Annotated in this window: 20 protein-coding genes; 11 read left to right on the top strand and 9 right to left on the bottom strand. The window is 42.2% G+C overall.

All coding sequences use genetic code 11. The features are described 5' to 3' along the window. Positions 1-20 precede the first annotated feature (20 nt). A complete protein-coding gene (locus tag ACFG4S_RS12330; protein WP_392535071.1) occupies positions 21-1085 on the top strand; it encodes an AAA family ATPase in 1065 nt (354 codons plus the stop codon). Further along, positions 1075-2847, top strand: coding sequence for a peptidase (locus ACFG4S_RS12325; RefSeq protein ID WP_392535070.1), 1773 nt, complete (start codon positions 1075-1077; stop codon positions 2845-2847). The genes ACFG4S_RS12330 and ACFG4S_RS12325 overlap by 11 nt, the downstream gene beginning before the upstream one ends. A gap of 615 nt (positions 2848-3462) precedes the next feature. Here ACFG4S_RS12325 and ACFG4S_RS12320 read toward each other — a convergent pair. Then, on the bottom strand, positions 3463-4713 hold the full coding sequence (locus ACFG4S_RS12320; protein ID WP_392535069.1) for an FGGY-family carbohydrate kinase: 1251 nt from the start codon (positions 4711-4713) through the stop codon (positions 3463-3465). A gap of 200 nt (positions 4714-4913) precedes the next feature. Here ACFG4S_RS12320 and psaM point away from each other — a divergent pair, with 200 nt between their 5' ends. Next, entirely contained in the window at positions 4914-5003 is a 90-nt protein-coding gene (psaM, locus tag ACFG4S_RS12315) for a photosystem I reaction center subunit XII (RefSeq protein ID WP_229559674.1), read from the top strand. Between the two features lie 252 nt (positions 5004-5255). Then, on the top strand, positions 5256-5666 hold the full coding sequence (locus tag ACFG4S_RS12310; RefSeq protein ID WP_392535068.1) for a hypothetical protein: 411 nt from the start codon (positions 5256-5258) through the stop codon (positions 5664-5666). A 227-nt stretch (positions 5667-5893) separates the two neighbouring features. Here the strand turns inward: ACFG4S_RS12310 and ACFG4S_RS12305 are convergent, their stop codons facing one another. Next, entirely contained in the window at positions 5894-6619 is a 726-nt protein-coding gene (locus ACFG4S_RS12305; RefSeq protein WP_392535067.1) for a tetratricopeptide repeat protein, read from the bottom strand. A gap of 762 nt (positions 6620-7381) precedes the next feature. Between ACFG4S_RS12305 and ACFG4S_RS12300 the strand changes: the two genes are divergently transcribed. Together ACFG4S_RS12300 and ACFG4S_RS12295 are read left to right on the top strand one after the other, a co-directional pair. After that, a complete protein-coding gene (locus tag ACFG4S_RS12300) occupies positions 7382-7834 on the top strand; it encodes a hypothetical protein (protein WP_392535066.1) in 453 nt (150 codons plus the stop codon). Positions 7835-7840: 6 nt separating this feature from the next. Next, the gene (locus tag ACFG4S_RS12295; RefSeq protein ID WP_392535065.1) at positions 7841-8398 is read left to right on the top strand and encodes a glutathione S-transferase family protein; all 558 of its coding nucleotides are present in this window, start codon (positions 7841-7843) and stop codon (positions 8396-8398) included. Between the two features lie 209 nt (positions 8399-8607). On the opposite strand, the gene ACFG4S_RS12290 is transcribed toward ACFG4S_RS12295, so the two are convergent. From ACFG4S_RS12290 to ACFG4S_RS12275, 4 genes are all read right to left on the bottom strand, one after another. Continuing rightward, the gene (locus ACFG4S_RS12290) at positions 8608-9099 is read right to left on the bottom strand and encodes a YajQ family cyclic di-GMP-binding protein (protein WP_392535064.1); all 492 of its coding nucleotides are present in this window, start codon (positions 9097-9099) and stop codon (positions 8608-8610) included. A 127-nt stretch (positions 9100-9226) separates the two neighbouring features. Further along, the gene (locus ACFG4S_RS12285; protein WP_392535063.1) at positions 9227-9622 is read right to left on the bottom strand and encodes an MAPEG family protein; all 396 of its coding nucleotides are present in this window, start codon (positions 9620-9622) and stop codon (positions 9227-9229) included. A 197-nt stretch (positions 9623-9819) separates the two neighbouring features. Then, positions 9820-10323 carry a DNA recombination-mediator protein A gene (locus ACFG4S_RS12280; RefSeq protein WP_392535062.1) on the bottom strand — a complete coding sequence of 168 codons (504 nt, stop codon included), beginning with the start codon at positions 10321-10323 and terminating at the stop codon, positions 9820-9822. An 82-nt stretch (positions 10324-10405) separates the two neighbouring features. Continuing rightward, positions 10406-10954, bottom strand: a complete 549-nt coding sequence (locus ACFG4S_RS12275; RefSeq protein WP_392535061.1) for a PadR family transcriptional regulator — start codon at positions 10952-10954, stop codon at positions 10406-10408. A 91-nt stretch (positions 10955-11045) separates the two neighbouring features. Between ACFG4S_RS12275 and ACFG4S_RS12270 the strand changes: the two genes are divergently transcribed. Further along, positions 11046-11468, top strand: a complete 423-nt coding sequence (locus ACFG4S_RS12270; RefSeq protein WP_392535060.1) for a DUF4188 domain-containing protein — start codon at positions 11046-11048, stop codon at positions 11466-11468. 13 nt (positions 11469-11481) lie between these two features. Here ACFG4S_RS12270 and ACFG4S_RS12265 read toward each other — a convergent pair whose 3' ends face one another. After that, on the bottom strand, positions 11482-12810 hold the full coding sequence (locus ACFG4S_RS12265) for an IS701 family transposase (RefSeq protein ID WP_392530294.1): 1329 nt from the start codon (positions 12808-12810) through the stop codon (positions 11482-11484). A gap of 75 nt (positions 12811-12885) precedes the next feature. On the opposite strand from ACFG4S_RS12265, the gene ACFG4S_RS12260 reads away from it, so the two are divergent. Then, the gene (locus ACFG4S_RS12260) at positions 12886-13017 is read left to right on the top strand and encodes a hypothetical protein (protein ID WP_392535059.1); all 132 of its coding nucleotides are present in this window, start codon (positions 12886-12888) and stop codon (positions 13015-13017) included. Positions 13018-13058: 41 nt separating this feature from the next. Here ACFG4S_RS12260 and ACFG4S_RS12255 read toward each other — a convergent pair whose 3' ends face one another. Then, the gene (locus ACFG4S_RS12255; RefSeq protein ID WP_392535058.1) at positions 13059-14153 is read right to left on the bottom strand and encodes a phosphotransacetylase family protein; all 1095 of its coding nucleotides are present in this window, start codon (positions 14151-14153) and stop codon (positions 13059-13061) included. A 532-nt stretch (positions 14154-14685) separates the two neighbouring features. Between ACFG4S_RS12255 and ACFG4S_RS12250 the strand changes: the two genes are divergently transcribed. Then, on the top strand, positions 14686-15036 hold the full coding sequence (locus tag ACFG4S_RS12250; protein ID WP_392535057.1) for a hypothetical protein: 351 nt from the start codon (positions 14686-14688) through the stop codon (positions 15034-15036). Between the two features lie 49 nt (positions 15037-15085). On the opposite strand, the gene ACFG4S_RS12245 is transcribed toward ACFG4S_RS12250, so the two are convergent. After that, positions 15086-15580, bottom strand: a complete 495-nt coding sequence (locus ACFG4S_RS12245; RefSeq protein ID WP_392535056.1) for a pentapeptide repeat-containing protein — start codon at positions 15578-15580, stop codon at positions 15086-15088. Positions 15581-15742: 162 nt separating this feature from the next. Between ACFG4S_RS12245 and gcvT the strand changes: the two genes are divergently transcribed. Then, a complete protein-coding gene (gene gcvT / locus ACFG4S_RS12240; RefSeq protein WP_392535055.1) occupies positions 15743-16879 on the top strand; it encodes a glycine cleavage system aminomethyltransferase GcvT in 1137 nt (378 codons plus the stop codon). A 125-nt stretch (positions 16880-17004) separates the two neighbouring features. After that, positions 17005-17391, top strand: coding sequence for a glycine cleavage system protein GcvH (gcvH, locus tag ACFG4S_RS12235; RefSeq protein ID WP_392535054.1), 387 nt, complete (start codon positions 17005-17007; stop codon positions 17389-17391). Positions 17392-17545 lie beyond the last annotated feature (154 nt).

Raw genomic sequence — 17545 nt, 5'->3', positions numbered from 1 at the left:
ACAGTTTTTGTGAGTTAACAATGAACCCAGCTATTACAGTCACCCAAAAACAACTCTCAGAATTTCTTCTCAATGTGGCGGTAGTGCGACCCGTGTTTATTTGGGGAGCGCCGGGAATTGGGAAATCATCTTTGGTAGAAGAATTTGCGACTGAGGTGGGAATACCTTGCGTTTCACTGCTAGGTAGTCAACTAGCACCAGAAGACTTAATTGGAGTACCGCAGATTATCGATGGAACAAGTCGCTTCTGCCCACCCAGAATGATTGCACGGGATGAACCCTATTGTTTGTTTTTGGATGAACTCAACGCTTGTTCTCACGAAGTTCAGAAGGCATTCTACAGCCTGATTCATGAGCGGAGAATTGGTGAATATCATCTTCCCGAAGCTTCAATTGTCATTGGTGCGGGTAATCGCGCTCAAGATAGTGCGATCGTTAAGCCCATGTCTTCACCTTTGCTCAACCGTATGGTTCATGTCCATTTGAAGGTTTCCCATCGCGACTGGTTGGATTGGGCAAAAAATCATGATATTCATCCCTGGGTGATTGAATACATTCAAACTCGCCCAGATCATCTGTGGAGTCAACCTCCTAAACATGAAGAACCATTTTCGACTCCCCGCTCTTGGCATATGTTGAGTGATACTCTGCATGAGTATGGCGATCGCCTCACAGACCACTGGCTAGAAGTTCTCGCTATGGGATGTCTTTCTCCCCATCATGCTACTCAGTTTAAAGGCTTTATTAAACAAATTAAAAGTAAGTACCAATTAACAGCTATTCTCAAAGGCGAAATTGGCTGGCCACACCTGCCAGAAGACAGGGATGTTCTCTATTTTCTGGCTCAATCTTTCCGCGCTCAACTCATCAAAGAATTACCCCAAGAACGTCTTGCAATGACAGGTAGCCACAAAGATTTAGCTCATCGCGCCAAAGGACTACTCAAGGATTTAGCGGCTATCAGCTTTGAAATTGCCCAAATGGTTGTTTCTGAACCGGAAAAGGGAGATGCTTTACCTAGTTGGTTGATGGTAGAAATAGTCAGAGACTTGCCACGTTTGGTGAAGAAAGAAAATGGCACGTAAAAAGAATCAAACAGATATTGCGACATTACAATTTGGGCAAGGATGTGACATCCTCAGACAGCATCCCATTTTTGCACCGTTACTCTGCCACGCTAACATTAATCGTCAGTCGGGAAACCAGTGTTCACTACAGGGTTGGGCTGTAGTCACTAGTAATGGTGTTATTCACGTACATCCAACGCGACGGGGTTCTCCAGAAGAATGGGTTTATGTACTGGCTCATTGTTTATTGCATCTGGGCTTCGGTCATTTCCAGAAACGCACATATCCTCGTGAATGGAACGCCGCTTGTAATTATTTTATTGCTAAGTTTCTTGCTGATTTGAAGTTAGGATCTATCCCAGAAGAATATGTTTTTTCTATCAATATTTCTAACCGGAATGAAGACAGTTTATATCAGGAATTTTGCGAACGCGGTATTCCTGGATATGATTTTGTTGATATGATTATCGAACCTATTAAAAGTAACTATTTTGGTCGGGGCTTGGACTGGCAAAATGTCTTTGGAGAAGGGTTAACGAGAGCCGTTACCAGTGCGGTAAATGTCGCCGCCGGACGAGAGCCGATTTTGGGGGCGCAGAACAAAAATGATACTCCAGCACAAAGAGCTAAGGCTTGGTTTATCAACAGTTATCCTCTGCTGGGAGCTTTAGCAACTAATTTTGAGATTATTGAAGATCCATTAATATGTCAGCGTCAAGATATTTCTGTAGCAGCGATTGATGTCGCAAACAAAGAAATTTTTGTCAATCCCGCCGCCGGATTAAGTAATGAAGAATGCCGATTTGTCATGGCTCATGAATTGTTACACGCCGGACTCAGACATGATACTCGCTGTCAAGGAAGAGACCCTTATTTGTGGAATGTTGCTTGTGATTATGTGATTAATTCTTGGCTGTTAGAAATGGGGGTAGGCGAATTACCTCACATTGGGGTGTTACACGACCCGGATTTGAAGAATTTATCAGCCGAGTCAATTTATGACCAAATCGTTAAAGATTTGCGCCTCTATCGCAAACTATCTACTTTGCGGGGTATCGGACAATGTGACATTTTGGAACCAGGAATATCAGATTGGTGGACTTATGGTGATGGTGTGGGATTGGATGAATTTTATCGCCGTTGTCTAAGCCAGGGACTTGCATATCACCATGAACAAAATCGGGGTTTTCTGCCGGCGGGTTTAATTGAAGAGATTCGTGCTTTGAGTTATCCGCCGATTCCTTGGGATGTGGAATTGGCTAAGTGGTTTGATAATTACTTTTCTCCTTTAATTAAAGTCAGGTCTTATGCTCGTCTCAGTCGCCGTCAATCGGCGACTCCTGATATTCCCCGTCCTCTTTATGTACCGGATAGCAATGTAGAAGAAGGTCGCACATTTGGGGTGATTTTAGATACTTCTGGTTCAATGGAGCGGGAGTTATTGGGAAAGGCATTGGGAGCTATCTCTAGCTATAGTATTTCCCATGATGTTTCTTTTGTGCGGGTTGTTTTCTGTGATGCTTTTGCTTATGACCAAGGTTACATAACACCAGAATCGCTGGCAGATAGAGTTCAAGTCAAGGGTAGAGGCGGTACTGTTTTACAGCCAGGAATTGATTTATTGGAAAGAGCCGAGGATTTCCCGAAAAATGGGCCATTACTAATTATTACTGATGGATATTGCGATCGCGTACACATTCGGCGAGAACACGCTTTTTTAATTCCTCTAGGTCGGCATTTACCCTTTATTCCTAAAGGTCAGGTTTTGAGAATCAAGTAAGCTGTTCATTTAATCACTGACTAGGCCAGATTATGAGGCAATGCGTAAAGAAAAAGATTTAACTTTAGTTTTTTCGTTTTCAGGAAATCCAGAAAAAACAGATTCTAGCTTAAAAAACTCGCTTTGAACATGGAGAAAGTAGCGATTGCTCTCAAAGCGAAGCATAGACATCACCCAAACTATTGAACCTGCTGCAAAAATATCTATTGCCTATTGAACGACCTCTGTTTGGCTTTAAATATGACGCGATCGCTAGCCCGAAAATTCTGTTGATTAGCCCTATTTTCAGCATAATTTTAAGTATTATTGCTTATTGACAAAAGCTCTATAACCTTAACCTCTCACCGATGACCACTACCCTTTCTTAAAAAACCTTTTTCTTTTCTCCTAGTCCCTTCAGAACTGGTACTAATCATTAATAAAGGGAATAGATGACATTTGCTTACCGCAAAGCACCCATCCCCGAATAGCTGCCCAGATCGTAAACCTGGAATTGTTAGTTTTGTATCTAATCACCCCAGTATCGGCCGAGATATGGCGATTGTCACTGGGATAGATACTGATTTCAAAGATATCTGCGAAAAAATAGTTACACAATTACTCTTGTTGACTTTTTCATGTGTTTCCCATAGCCAACAAGGCTGTACCGTAAGCAGCTTCCGTATGTGTTGAGGCGATTACAGGCACTTTTAAATACCGTTCACGAATGGCAGTCCAAGTGTCATTCGCCGCGCCACCACCAGCAGTATAAACATGAGTTAATTTGTCTGCTCCCATTTGCTGTAATAATTCATATCCTCCTGTTTCTATACGGGCAATACTTTCTAATAATCCATGCAGAAATTCTACTGGGTTATCTGGGCGTGGTGACAATCGTGGGGGCAAATTGGGATCGTTAATGGGAAAGCGATCGCCTACCTTCAACAATGGATAATAATCTAACTCGCTGGCAATTGATCCATCAATCTCACGGCTAAGGTTTTCTAACTCGGCGTTTGTGAAAAATTCCTTCAGTACTGCACCCCCCGTATTAGAAGCACCACCAGTCAGCCACAAATCACCCAAGCGATGGCTATAAATTCCATATCTGGCATCTTCTACACGGGTACGACTCAATAACTTTAGTACCAACGTTGAACCAAGGGAAGTCACAGCTTCACCAGGTAATTTTGCCCCACTGGCAAGAAAAGCGGCAATACTATCAGTTGTACCAGCACACACCAAGCAATCACTGCGGAAACCGAACTTATTCGCCATCTCAGGGCGCAATTCTGCCACAGGAGTACCAGGAGATAATACTTTGGGTAGCTGAACCTCTATTTGCAGCTTTTGCAGCCATTCTGGATATTTCAACTCTTCTACGTCATAACCCAGCTTTAAAGCATTATGGTAATCGCTAATAGCCAATTGACCATGCAGCAGAAATGCCAGCCAATCTGCTTGATGCAGGAAATATTTAGCTTCCCGAAAAGAAGGTAATTTCTTCATCCAGAAAAGTTTGGCTAGGCTGGAAGTGGCTGTCAACACGGTATGATTGGGGGGTGCTATGTTCCTCAAATGCTCTAATACAGATGATCCCCGCGCATCGTTGTACAGCAATGGTGTATCTACAGGATTGCCAGCAGCATCCACAAGCAAGACAGTGGAAGAAGTGCCATTAATGGCGATCGCTTTAATTTCTCGCCGCAATCCCTGAGGTATTTGTTCCACCAGCGCCAACAAAGCCTCCTGCCAAGAATTTGGCATCACAGCGCCTATCGAATCCTGGAAGGGATATCGGACCTCAGCCTGGATGCTAGCTTCCTCGTCGATCGCTACAGCGCGTGCGCCAGATGTGCCGAAATCGATACCCAAATATAAATCCATAGTTTTATAAATTTTTCTAATGGATAATAATTAACGACCACTGATTAATAACTGCTTTTGTTGCATCTTGTAACAAGATATTCCACAATCTTGGCAAAACAAGGAAAAGTAGTAAACGAACAGTTCAAAATCTATTCCAGGTTAGGAGGTTTTCAGCCATGCCTATTTTAGATACTCTGTACATTGCTCAGATATCTTCCATCTCAGATAGCCAAGTCTACATCGCTCTAGTTGTGGCACTAATTCCAGGAGTTCTAGCTTGGCGTCTTGCCACAGAACTTTACAAATAAGGCTACGATGTGACACAGTTAAAAAGCTAATAACCCTGGCAGTACGGGGTGCAGTTTCCCAAGGCTTACGGTTTTATACCCTAAGTTTTGCTGAACTGGCACTTACGTAAGCCAGGTTATTTTTTAACTCATACAGCACTTGTAGCTATTTCCAAAAAATGAAGTAATATGACAGCTAAATAAAGCAGTAATTAGCGTCAGAGAGCTTTTTACAGTGCTTCTCTTCACCAAGCGAGGTTATTTTTTAGCATCATGAACGCAATTCAACCATCTCAACCACCGTTACAACCGATACAAAAACGCCGGGTCATTGCTCGACCAAAGCGGCATCTTCGTCAACGTTCTTACCAGGTGATGGCACTGGAAAGTACTGCCAAGATAGCGGTTAATTTTCTGATTACAGCCGTTGCCGGATCTGCCTTAGTACAACTTTTGCCTTTTCACTGGTCACAGCAAGAAAAATTGCGAGAAATCCATACTGAAGTGAAACTGATGGAAGGACATGTCAATAGTTTACAGGTAGAATTTAGCCGTAACTTCGATCCGCAGCAAGCCAAAAGTATTAGGCAAGAACAAGGATACCGATTCGATCCCAGCCAGCGGCGGGTAGTACTAATGAATCAGGATGGGAGAGTAATTGAACAAACAGATTTATTACCCTAAAAAAAATATCGAATTGGGAATTTGGAATTATTCAGTTCCTTGTGATTATGGCTACGTATAAACCGGGTGTAAATTTATATTATTGCTAATAAATAACAGCGTTCCTACGGTGCAATTCAAAATTCAAAATAAGCTCATCCCATCCCTAAAAGGGGACACGGTTGGCGGTTGATAGGTTTTCAGTCATCAGTCAACTTTTGAATCTTGAATTAGCCAAAATAACTCATCTACCAATTGGGACGCCCAGGAGATAGCAGCTCGTTAAGCCAATTTTCGAGTTGTAAACGCAACCGATAACCAGTAATATCCTTACTGTTGTTGAGAGAAGGCAATTGAGTGAGAGCGCGACGATAATCAGCGATCGCACAATTCCAGTCACCCCAAAGATGGTAGGTTCTGCCGCGTTCAGCCCAAATATGACCTTCTAGCTGACCAAAAACCAGTGCAGCCTCAAAATTCTCAATTGCCTGTTCGTATTCACCTAAGTCACGTAAAGTAATGCCTCGGTTAATCCACGCTCGAACATGGCAAGGATTAAAATTAATCGCTCGATCGTAGTCAGCAAGCGCTGCTGCTAATTTCCCACAAGCAGCGTAGTAATTGGCTCGATTGTTATAAGCGCTAGCTAAATAGGGATTCAGTTTGAGGGCGATATTATAGTCGCAAAAGGCTTTTTGCATTTCACCGCTTTGGAAATAAATCAGCCCTCGGTTATTATAATCAATGGCATTGTACGGATGACGGCTAATTAGTTGGTTAAAAAGGGCGATCGCCTCAGTATAATCTCCTTGTTTAGCTAACCTCAAAGCACAAGAGCGCAAGTAGCTGTCCTCTAAAGGCGATTCACTGCTATCTTTTATATTCTGTTCTTGATTATTACTTGTATTATTTGCAACAAAATTATATTGATTTTTTGGGCGATCGTTGGAAGCTAAAAATGAGTTAATATTCATCTTTATTTATGGCTGAAATGCCTACTCTATAAAATAAAATTCTAGTTTTTGCGCGCTGATAGTTTTGCCACTATGTTTATTTTTAAAGTATTTAGAGCTACCTGAAAGCTACCTCAAGACAGAACTTAACCACTCACACCAGTTGAAAATCTACGCCCTAAATAGAAAATTGCTCCTCAAACCTAATCATAGATACTTCATCCCTGAGTTAAATTCCAGAAATAACCAATATCAATCTCAAAGATTAGTGCCCCAAAGCGGAATTAAAAATGACGCTCTCTGCGAGAGGCTAAAAGCGTAGCAAGATCCCCGGAGGAGTAAGTGGAATCACTCTCAGCCTTGGCGCAGCCTCTCTAGGAGTTGCTATGCCGTTCGTGTAGCGTCTCGTAGAGAAGGCTTTACGCTGTACTAACAAAATTCAAAATGAATACAGCGTAAGCGTTTCGTTGATTTGGAATGGGTGGTTTATTTACGCCGTGCTAGTACCGCTACGCTAAATTAAAAATTAAAAATGCTATACTTCCGGGCTTTTGAAGCATTTTGAATGCTATCCTTATCTCCGTCGTCGTGTACAAGTGAAAGCGACAAAACACTAGAATGCCAACAAGCCCTCAATTCAAGAGTGTAATAGGGGCAAGGTGACAAGGGTAAAAACAAAACTCCCAATGCCCAATGCCCACAATACTTCTCTACGAGAGGCTACACCAACGGCTCCGCTCAGTACAAGTGCCAATGCCCAATTTATAAATTTAAAGTACTGCAATGTCCTATCCCAATGCCCCTGATTTAGCAACCGATGATTACATTGTTATCGGCTTGGCAACTTGCTTCGTCAAAGAAGATGGAGAAGTTTATCAAATCGAAGTTATAGAACCGATTCCCTCTGCGGCTTTGGAAGCGCTCTTAAAGGGCATTCCTACCTCCTATAAGCTGGCTTATGCAACAACTTTGGGATCTGTGTTGAATGGCGATTCACAAGTAGTACCAGACGGTTTCCCAGAATCGGCTCAGTTTGGCGAGGAATTTATGCCACGGGCATTTGCAGCAGCTCGTACCTACAAGCGTCGTGAATCTGCAAAATCCCTCATTACCTTAGGTACAACCTACACTGAGTTCAACTATTCAATTGACCGTAAGCGGGTGCTAAATGCCGCGAGAGTTGTTACCAAAGAAGATAACGTTAAACAGCATTCTCACACTCACAAAGTTCTCTAAGTAATTATGCTAAAACTTTACGGTGGCGCTCGAAGTCGTGCGTCGATTGTTCACTGGTATCTAGAAGAATTAGGAATTTCCTACGAATTCCTTAAGCTGGATATGCAGACAGGCGAACATCTTAAACCTGAATATTTGGCAATTAACCCATTTGGAAGAGTTCCAGCAATTGTTGATGGGGAGTTTCAGGTTTGGGAATCTGGGGCAATTTTGCTATATCTTGCCGATAAGTATAGTAAAACTCCACTTTTAGCAGAGGAACGTGCTGTATTTTCCCAATGGGTTTTGTTTGCTAATGCTACGCTTGGGCCAGGGCTTTTTGGAGAGGAAAATCGGGAACGGGAAATGCCTCGCTTGTTGACTTCGTTAAATGAAATTTTCAGTAAGCAACCTTTTTTAGTTGGCAATGAGTTGACTGTTGCTGATGTGGCAGTGGGGTCTATTCTAAATTATATTTCCTTGATACTGAAGCTAGACTTCAGCCCCTACCCAGAGGTGTTGAACTATATGAAGCAGTTATCTGAGCGTCCGGCATTTCAAAAAAGTATTAGCGGACGAGGTTAAAATAATTCGTAATACTTCGACTTCGCAGTTCCTGAGCGTAGTCGAAGGACAGTACAAGTTAGTAATTCGTAATTCGTAATTGAATTATTAACTAGGACTTACGCAAAATTCTCTCAAAAACCTGATTTTTCATAGCGGTAATTCATGAATTACCGCTAGTTCGGAACTTTATTTGCGTAAGTCCTGATTAACTACGAATTACGAATTTATTAACGATAATTTGTAAATTGCAAAGCCACAGGATAGTCTTCTTGTTTTAGTCGTTGCATGACAACTTGCAAGTCATCTTTAGATTTGGCAGAAACCCGCACAGCATCACCTTGAATTGAGGCTTGTACCTTTTTGAATTCGTCGCGAATCAATTTGGAAATTTGTTTGGCAATTTCTTGACTAATGCCTTTTTTGAGTTTAATTTCTTGACGCACACGGTTACCGCTTGCTGACTCAACTTTGCCAAATTCAAAGATTTTTTGAGAAAGATTACGCTTGGCGGCTTTTTCCCGCAGGATGTCATGTATAGAATTTAAGGTAAACTCGCTGTCGGTGCTAACATTAATGCTTTCTTCAGCTAACTCAACAGTAGTTTGAGTGTCTTTGAGGTCGTAACGACCTTTGATGTCTCGTATAACTTGATCGACAGCGTTAACCAATTCTTGTTGATCAAAATCGCTCACAACGTCAAAGGAGAAAGTAGAAGCCATAAAGTATTTTAGATTGGGGATTGAGCATGGGGTATGGGGCACCGGAGACGTGGGATGATGGGGAGATGGGTGAAATTGTCTCCTCATCTCCTCATCTCCCCATCTTCCCAGTCCCTTGCCCCCACAATTAACTACTAGCTTGGATAATGCTTAGTAAGATGAGAATGCCAGAGCCAAGGGAGCCAATGGCAAACATCAGCGATCGCAAAAGGGGTATATTCAAAATATAAAAAATTGAGTATAGAAAACGTGCAGCCACAAAGGCGATCGCAGCTGTTACTGCTGTAGAAGAATTTACACCAGTTACGTATGCCATAAATGCGGCTGCGGCAAACACCATAAACGCTTCAAAGGAGTTCTGATGTGCCCAGGTGGCTCTTTGAGCATATGGTGGCAATTTATCAAACATAGCGCGAGGGGCAGACATATCGTACCCAACACGCATACGGGCATAAGCTACCACCAAAAATGGCACATAAATTAGAACGGCAGCAGCAGCGATCGAGTACAAAAAAATTATCATTAGTTATTAGTAATTTAGTCACTTGTACTGAGTTTCGACTACGCTCAACTACCGCGTACCCCTGCTGGGAAGCAAGCTACGCGCAGCGTCTCGCAGAGAAGCCGAAGTATTGGTCATTAGTCATTAGTCATTGGTCGAATGTGATAGACGCGCCGGCGGTTTCCCGCACGGTAGGACAAAGGACAAATGACGAATGACTAATCAAAGTAAAAGAGTGTTACCACTTTTCTTTGTTCTTCTGCATCTTGACAGGTTTGCAACAAAGTGCGGCTGTCGTGAAACGCAAAGCAAATTAGCTGCTGGCAACGAGAGACAATTTCCTTGTTGCACAGGTAACTAGCCTCAGCAAGGGATAAATTATCATTACTGGGATTTTCTACTAGATGCATTACCTGTTCTAGTTGCTGTCGGGATTCCAAAGGCTGGCGTTCCAGACTTTGGGGTAAAATCACCGTTAACAAATTCGGATCGGCTCGCGTTGCTCCCCGGATGGCAGCTGAGTTTGTACCTGTAGCACCAGAAGTAATGATTCGATTGCCCGATAAAACTAGGGCATATGTCATCATTTCAATAAGATTCTGATGCGTAATCGGCACGTGACGAGAACCCAGCAAGGCAATTCTTTTAGAACCCGTTTGCTGGATTGTCGCCAGTTCTTGCGCTAATGTATCGAGGTTAATAAGGTCTGTTGACTGGCTCAAAGATGAAGATAATCAGATTAAACGACCCAGATATTTTACCAAACAGCGTGTAGATGCGAGGGGAAACTGGGTTAGACATTGCTTACAATTTTTCAATTTTTGGGTTTAGTAACTCCATTACTCGATCGCACCAAGCTAACCAATGCGTTTCATAGGTAATACCATTTAGGAGAGTCAAATACTGAAATTTGGCTGATTCTGGGAGATCTTGCGGATTTTGAAAGTATTCTTGTTCTAAATCCTTGTATGTAGATAATTTTTTGACGTGTGCTTGTTGGTGACGCTCTAGGTCTGCCAAGATCGTCCCGTTATCAGCAACATGACCAGCAAAAATTTTCACCAGCAAATCATCTTTAATCGGCGTGGGTTCACTCGGTTTAGCAATCCACTCTTTGAGGTGCTGTTTTCCCAAGTCTGTAACTTTGTAGAGCTTTTTATCTGGGCGTCCTGCTTGGACAATCGACTCGCAACTGATCCATCCTTGCTCTTCTAGCTTCGACAACTCCCGATAAATCTGCTGGTGACTTGCTGACCAGAAAAAGCCTACTGAGCCATCAAATCGCTTTGCTAAATCATACCCACTACAAGGTGCTTCAACAAGAGCAGCTAATATTGCGTGCGCTAATGCCATATTTTTTAATTCATTACTTGACATATGCAACTAATTGCATAAAGATATTTATATGCAATTAGTTGCATATTAACTGAAGCAGGAGTCATAGATGCCTCAAGTAATACCGGGACGATTTACAGCTGAGATTGATGAACCCTTTGTTGTATTTTTGATTGGGATGCGAATTAATAAATTCTTCGCTTTTTCCAAATGGATTCCCACAGCCAGGGCAATGTCCCCTATGCTAAAAAGCCTTAATCATAATCCTGAAAAAGGGTTTTTAGGAGGAGAGACTTTTGTTTACTGGCGAGGAGTGGGATTAATTCAGTATTGGCGATCGTTCGAGGATTTAGAGCGTTTTGCCAGAAATCCCGCAGATGCACATCTAGAAGCTTGGCAAAGGTTTAATCGAGCTATTGGTGTCGATGGCAGTGTTGGTATTTGGCACGAAACTTATCTAATCGAACCGGGAAGGTATGAAGCTGTTTACGGCAATATCCCTCTTCTGTCACTCTCCGAGATAAGCAAGTAGTAACAAAGTGAAATTATCCAGAAGCATAACAGGTTTTAAATTGATTCATTGCACTAATTAATTGATTGAATCCCAGCAATAATTTAGAATTTGGGAAAATATGTATCCAGGGATAAATTAACCAAAATAGTAAGAGTGGTTGGGCAATGAGACGCAGATTATTTAGAGTATTTTTCCATCCGCATTCATGGTTCCATTGTTGATGATTAGAAAAATCAACATCACTATTTTTTTGAACCTCAGCTTCAATTTGACGAGATTTATTTAAGCTTAAGAAGGCTGGAGAATTTAAACTAATCATTGTGTACACACAAAAAATAATTTCCCACCACCTTTCTATATGTTGAAAATTTGTGAACCGATAATCTGTCCAGCCGAGTTCCTGTTTACACTGTCGAAATCCATATTCTACCCAGGTTCTTAATCCATATAAATCGCCTAAAGTTTTTTTGAGTTTTCCTTGAAGATTTGTCATCACAAATGTTGTAGAATTTTCTGGCATGGTTTCTGGGTCAGTAGTTATTTCCCAGTAAGTTATGGCTCTTTTTTTACCATAAATTATTTCCCTAATGTATCGGGTTTCTGATTTTTGATTGCTAAATGTTCTTTCAAATTTACACCACTTATTAGCCCTAACGCTTTGTCCTGCTGGCAACCAGACTCCATGATTACTTCTTATTGCTACGACATAATCTAATTTATATTCAGCTACTTTTCTAATAAATTGGCTACTTTCACCATATAAACTATCTGCCAGTACCAGTTTAATGTTAAAACCTGATTCAATTAATTCTGTAATGATGTCTGACGCTAACTCTATTTTAGTTTTATATTTATCCTCCTCTTTTAACGTTCCTTTGGGTTTGAATACTTTTACAGTTAATGGAAACGTTATATTAGAATAAACTCCATAGGCATTGACTGAAACTATTCCATTATCGACTTTTCCTACACTTCCTAGATATTGCCTGGCTACATAATCAGTCTTTTTACCTTTTTTTCTATCTCCGGTTTCATCTATTACTACTGTAATCGCATTTCCATTTAGTGCTTTTTTAAGTTTATTTAATCTTAGTTGTTTTAATTTATCTACTGACCAGTCTGAATTGGCTAAAAAATGATGTAATGACTGTGCGGAGTTTATACTTACGACTTTCGCTATCTCTGGTAATGATTTTCTTTTAATTTGTGACATTATTCCCAGATGTAAATATTTGAAGCATTCATAATTTCTTACTTCTTTAAACAGGTCTTTATACTCTGCACAATATTCATCTATGGTCGCAACTGTTGGGTGAGCATCTCTTGCCAAATGTTTCAAAATTTGTAATTCTACATCCATTGCCCTACTTACCTTTCAGGGTTTTCTTTTTTTATTCTTTTATTTAGAATAACCGGAAAGTGACAGAAGAGGGATATGCCTGTCTTTGGATTAGCTGCTGCAACTAAGCACGTCCCAGCTATAGGACGGAGGGAAACAGCACGCCGTCGTTTGGGAGGTGACAGTGAGCCGGCTGTGCCTTCCCCAGAAACACAGCCTTCTAACTGATAAGTGAGCATTAATGCTCTTAATAATTTGAGTTGATCGATCTAAGACAATGCCGCTGCGGGAGTTAAACCTAATTTAGATAACAAGCGGTCAATGTCAAAATGCTCGGACATCAACTGGCGAATGCACTGAACCTTAATCGGCTCGTGAAGACGAACTTGCCCAAAAGTGCGGTCAACAATTTCTACAGTGGTGAGGGTATCTAGGTCAACAGATAAGATGGGGATTTCTAGCTCTTCAGCGCGACTGAGAATGAACGGTGGAGGTGGTAATTGCCCGGTGAGAATTAAACATTGGGTAGAGGTTTCCAAAGCAGCTTGTTGAATTTCTACCCGATCGCCCCCTGTTACCACTGCCATATTTCGGCGTTTGCGAAAATATTTTACAGCGGAGTTGACATTCATCGCTCCAATTGCTAGACTCTCCACCAACAAATCTAGGCGATCGTTACCACAGAGAACATCAGCTTTTAACTGCTTGACCAGTTCGCCAACGCTGACACTGCGGAGTAAATCGCTATTTGGCAGCATTGCTAGTACTGGAATACCCTGCTGTTCCAAAAATGGGCGTAGCAGAGTGTCAACCGCTTTTAGCTCTGTCACTGGGATATCATTGATGACAACTCCAATTAAGCGATCGCCTACACGCCCTTTCGCAGCCAATAATCCCTCAACTGAAAGTAACGATTTATAGCGGGCGACTAACACCACGCTAGCATCTAATACTTCAGCCACTTGCAGCAAAGACAAGTCAAATAAATTGCCTTCAGACAAATCACCAGGCCCCTCCAGTAAAACCAAATCACCTTGGGACATTTGTAAATATTGCTGTATTAGGGACTGCTGATAATTGGTTGTGTCTTCCCCACGCAAGCGTTTTTGCACATTTAGTTCATCCAAAGCCAGCATTGTAGGTGCAATGCGGTTTTCCGGCAAATTGAGGCTAAGAGCGATGAACTGGACATCTTCCTCGATTACAGCTCCGCTAGACGAATTCAAGCATGTACCCAGCGGTTTACCGTAGGCTATATCCAGTCCTTTTTGCTGTAGCTGATGAGACAAACCCAGAACAGTTGCAGATTTACCGCTGTAAGTCTCAGTTGAGCCAATCAGCAAATATTTAGGGGATTTTGGCACACATGCACTCCTAATTTCAAAAGTCAGAAGAACCCAGCTAGGTGTTTCCTAATTCTAATTCCTTCTGGCAAAAGCCTCTTGTTGTTAGTTGGGGACTTGTACTCAGCGACTCGTGCCGAGTGGATTTGTACTGAGCGTCTTGCCCTGAGTTTCGACTACGCTCAACTACCGCCAAGCCGAAGAGGCCGAGGGAAGTCGAAGTATTGGGGATTGCAAGAGAGATTTTCATTTTTCCTCATCTTCAGAAGCTCAAATGCCGCTATTTAGTCTTGACATTAGAACAAAAATATGAAACTAAAAATATTATCTGGAATCATCAAACAGCGATCGCCTTTTTTTCTCTCTTTCTCTTGGTCTCTGGGTGAGCTAACCAATCCCCCTTCAGTAAAGACTACAGTGTACACACGAGTGTTTTAAAGTTGCTGCGTAACGTAGAGTAGCTTAATTTTGCAGGTCAATGCATCTAAGGGACTAACAAATAAAAAAAATACTCAACTACTTCTTGTGGGGTGGGCAACATGAGCGCCCTTGTATGTGGGCGGGCGAGACGCCCACCCCACAAGATTGGGTAATTTATTTCTTGAAAGTTTCTCAGGTGCAGGTCAATACAACTAAGGTGATTTCTGATGAAAAAAATACCTATGTTGACGAGTTTCGACACTTCGACTACGCTCAGTGCATCGCTTCGCTCAACTCTCGACCACTCAGTTGGTTGAGCGTTCGCAAAGCGTCTCGCAGAGAAGTCGAAACCAACGGCTATGGTAATTTATTACTGAGAATTCACCTAAGGCACAGGTCGATGCAACTAAGGCGCAGGTCGATGCAACAAAGACGCAGGTCAATGCAACTAAGGCGCAGGTCGATGCAACTAAGGCGCAGTTGAAGAGACTTGTGTGTACACCGTAGTAGTTCAGTCAAGAAAGGATCAGATTTTATTTACATCCTAAAGACTCACGGGTATTTACACCAGTTTTAGAATTAACACCACTTGCTTTAGTACAAAGTTTTTTGATTTGCGTCCCATCTAAAACTGCATCCGTGAAATCAGCGCCAGTAATATCAACATTATCAAAAGTAGAACGAAGCATCATTGCCTCAGTCAAGACCGTATCACTTAAATCAGCGTTATTAAACCTTGCTAAATAGGCTATGCCATTGCTAAAATCGGCACCATGCAGATTTACTCCCTCTAATACAGTACCGTTAAATACAGCGCCGCGTAAGTCAGCATTGCCAAAGTTAGCATTTTCTAAATCAACATTGGTAAACTCAGTCCCTACTAAACTTTGACCAGAGTAATCCTTGGATTTAAGGCCGTCTCCAGCAGAACGGGTAATACTAGAGGAACTTGCAGCTTGCGCCGAGAGAGGAAAAACAAACAGAACTATAGCTAAGACAAAGCTAGCTAGTATTTGCCGATACTTCATAATCTTAAATTAACAAATCTCAACACTTCCATCATTAACTATTAAACCTTAGTGGAGAGTGCTGAGTATGGAAGCATTTGTTTGTTACGGAAAACTATTCTGTAAAAGCCCAAAGCATCTCGTAGGATAGATAGATGTTGAGGTGCGATCGCATAAATACCTGTGGCTAATCAAGAAGACAACGCCCAATCCTTGGCCCGAACTCCTTTATATCAACTCGGTGTAGAACTCAAAGCCCGTTTTACCAGCTTTGGTGGTTGGGAAATGCCCGTACAATTTAGTGGCATTACCCGCGAACACGAAGCTGTAAGAAATACAGCTGGTATGTTCGATATATCTCACATGGGCAAATTTACCCTCCAAGGTAAAAATCTCATTACCCAACTCCAATCTTTAGTACCTTCAAACTTAAGTCGCTTGCAAGCAGGTCAAGCTCAATACACCGTCTTGTTAAATCCCCAAGCCGGAATTATTGACGACATCATTGTTTATTATCAAGGTGAAGATACTACTGGCAGACAAAAGGCATTTATCATAGTCAATGCTGCAACCACTGGTAAAGACAAAACATGGTTATTGCAACACCTCGATCAAAATGAGGTGCAATTCCAAGACCTTTCACCAGAGAAAGCCTTAATTGCCGTGCAAGGGACAAAAGCGATTAAATATCTCCAACCCTTAGTACAAGAAGACTTACAACCAATCAAAGCCTTCGGACATTTAGAAGCAACGCTACTAGGTAAACCCGCCTTCTTAGCCCGTACAGGTTACACCGGAGAAGATGGCTTTGAGGTGATGGTAGATCTAGATGTGGCAGTAAAATTGTGGCAAACTCTCCATCATGCTGGTGTCGTCCCTTGTGGACTTGGTGCAAGAGATACCCTGCGGCTAGAAGCAGCAATGGCACTTTACGGACAAGATATCGATGACACCACCACACCCTTAGAAGCAGGTTTGGGGTGGTTAGTCCACTTAGATACCAAAGGAGATTTTATTGGTCGGGCGGTTTTAGAACAGCAAAAAGCCACGGGAGTGCAGCGCCGATTAGTTGGTTTGCAAACCCAAGGACGTAACATTGCTCGTCATGGCTACCAAGTTTTATCCGCAGGTAAAGTTGTGGGAGAAGTAACTAGTGGCACCCTGTCGCTAACACTTGGTTATCCCATTGCCTTAGCCTACGTTCCCAGCCCGCTAGCAAAGGTCAGTCAGCAGTTAGAAGTTGATATTCGTGGCAAAGCTTATCCAGCAGTTGTAGTTAAACGTCCCTTTTATCGGTCAAAAAATCGTGTCACTAACTGATAAGTGCTGAGGTTTTTAAGGAATAATGTCTTGTGAGTTACTCAATCCACACTAAGGTTCATTACCGGATATGGCTTGCATGACTGTTGGGGCAATAATTTTTTTGATAAGGGAGAGGAAGTGATATGTCTGAATATCCTCAAGATTTCAAATACTTGGATTCTCATGAATACGTGCGACTAGATGGCGACATTGCCACCATAGGTATTACTCAGTTTGCTGTAAATGAATTGGGCGATATCGTGTTTTTGGAACTGCCAGATGTTGGCGACGCTATTATCAAGGGAGACAAGATTGGCACAATTGAATCAGTGAAAGCCGTTGAAGAACTGAATTCACCAGTGACTGGCACAGTAATAGAACGGAATGATACTTTGATTGACGATCCCGAACAAGTGTCAGATGACCCCTATGGTGAAGGATGGTTCTTGAAAGTACGCGTCGATGACCCTGGTGAAGTTGATGATGATTTGACTGCGGATCAGTATCGCGCCCTGGTAGAAGGGGAGTAGCTTTAGAGGCAGAGGGGCGGATGGGCAGAGGGGCAGAGGGTAAAACTCTTCTTCCCTAGTCCCCAGTCCCCAGCGATGCACTGAGCTTGTCGTTGGCGCAGCCTCTCCCAGAGAAGTGTCCCCAGTCCCTAGTCCCCATTACCCCTTATCCCCA

Origin of the sequence: Nostoc sp. C117 (assembly GCF_043099735.1) — a bacterium.
Classification (GTDB): Bacteria; Cyanobacteriota; Cyanobacteriia; order Cyanobacteriales; family Nostocaceae; genus Nostoc.
This window is presented reverse-complemented; position numbering and strand designations above follow the sequence as displayed.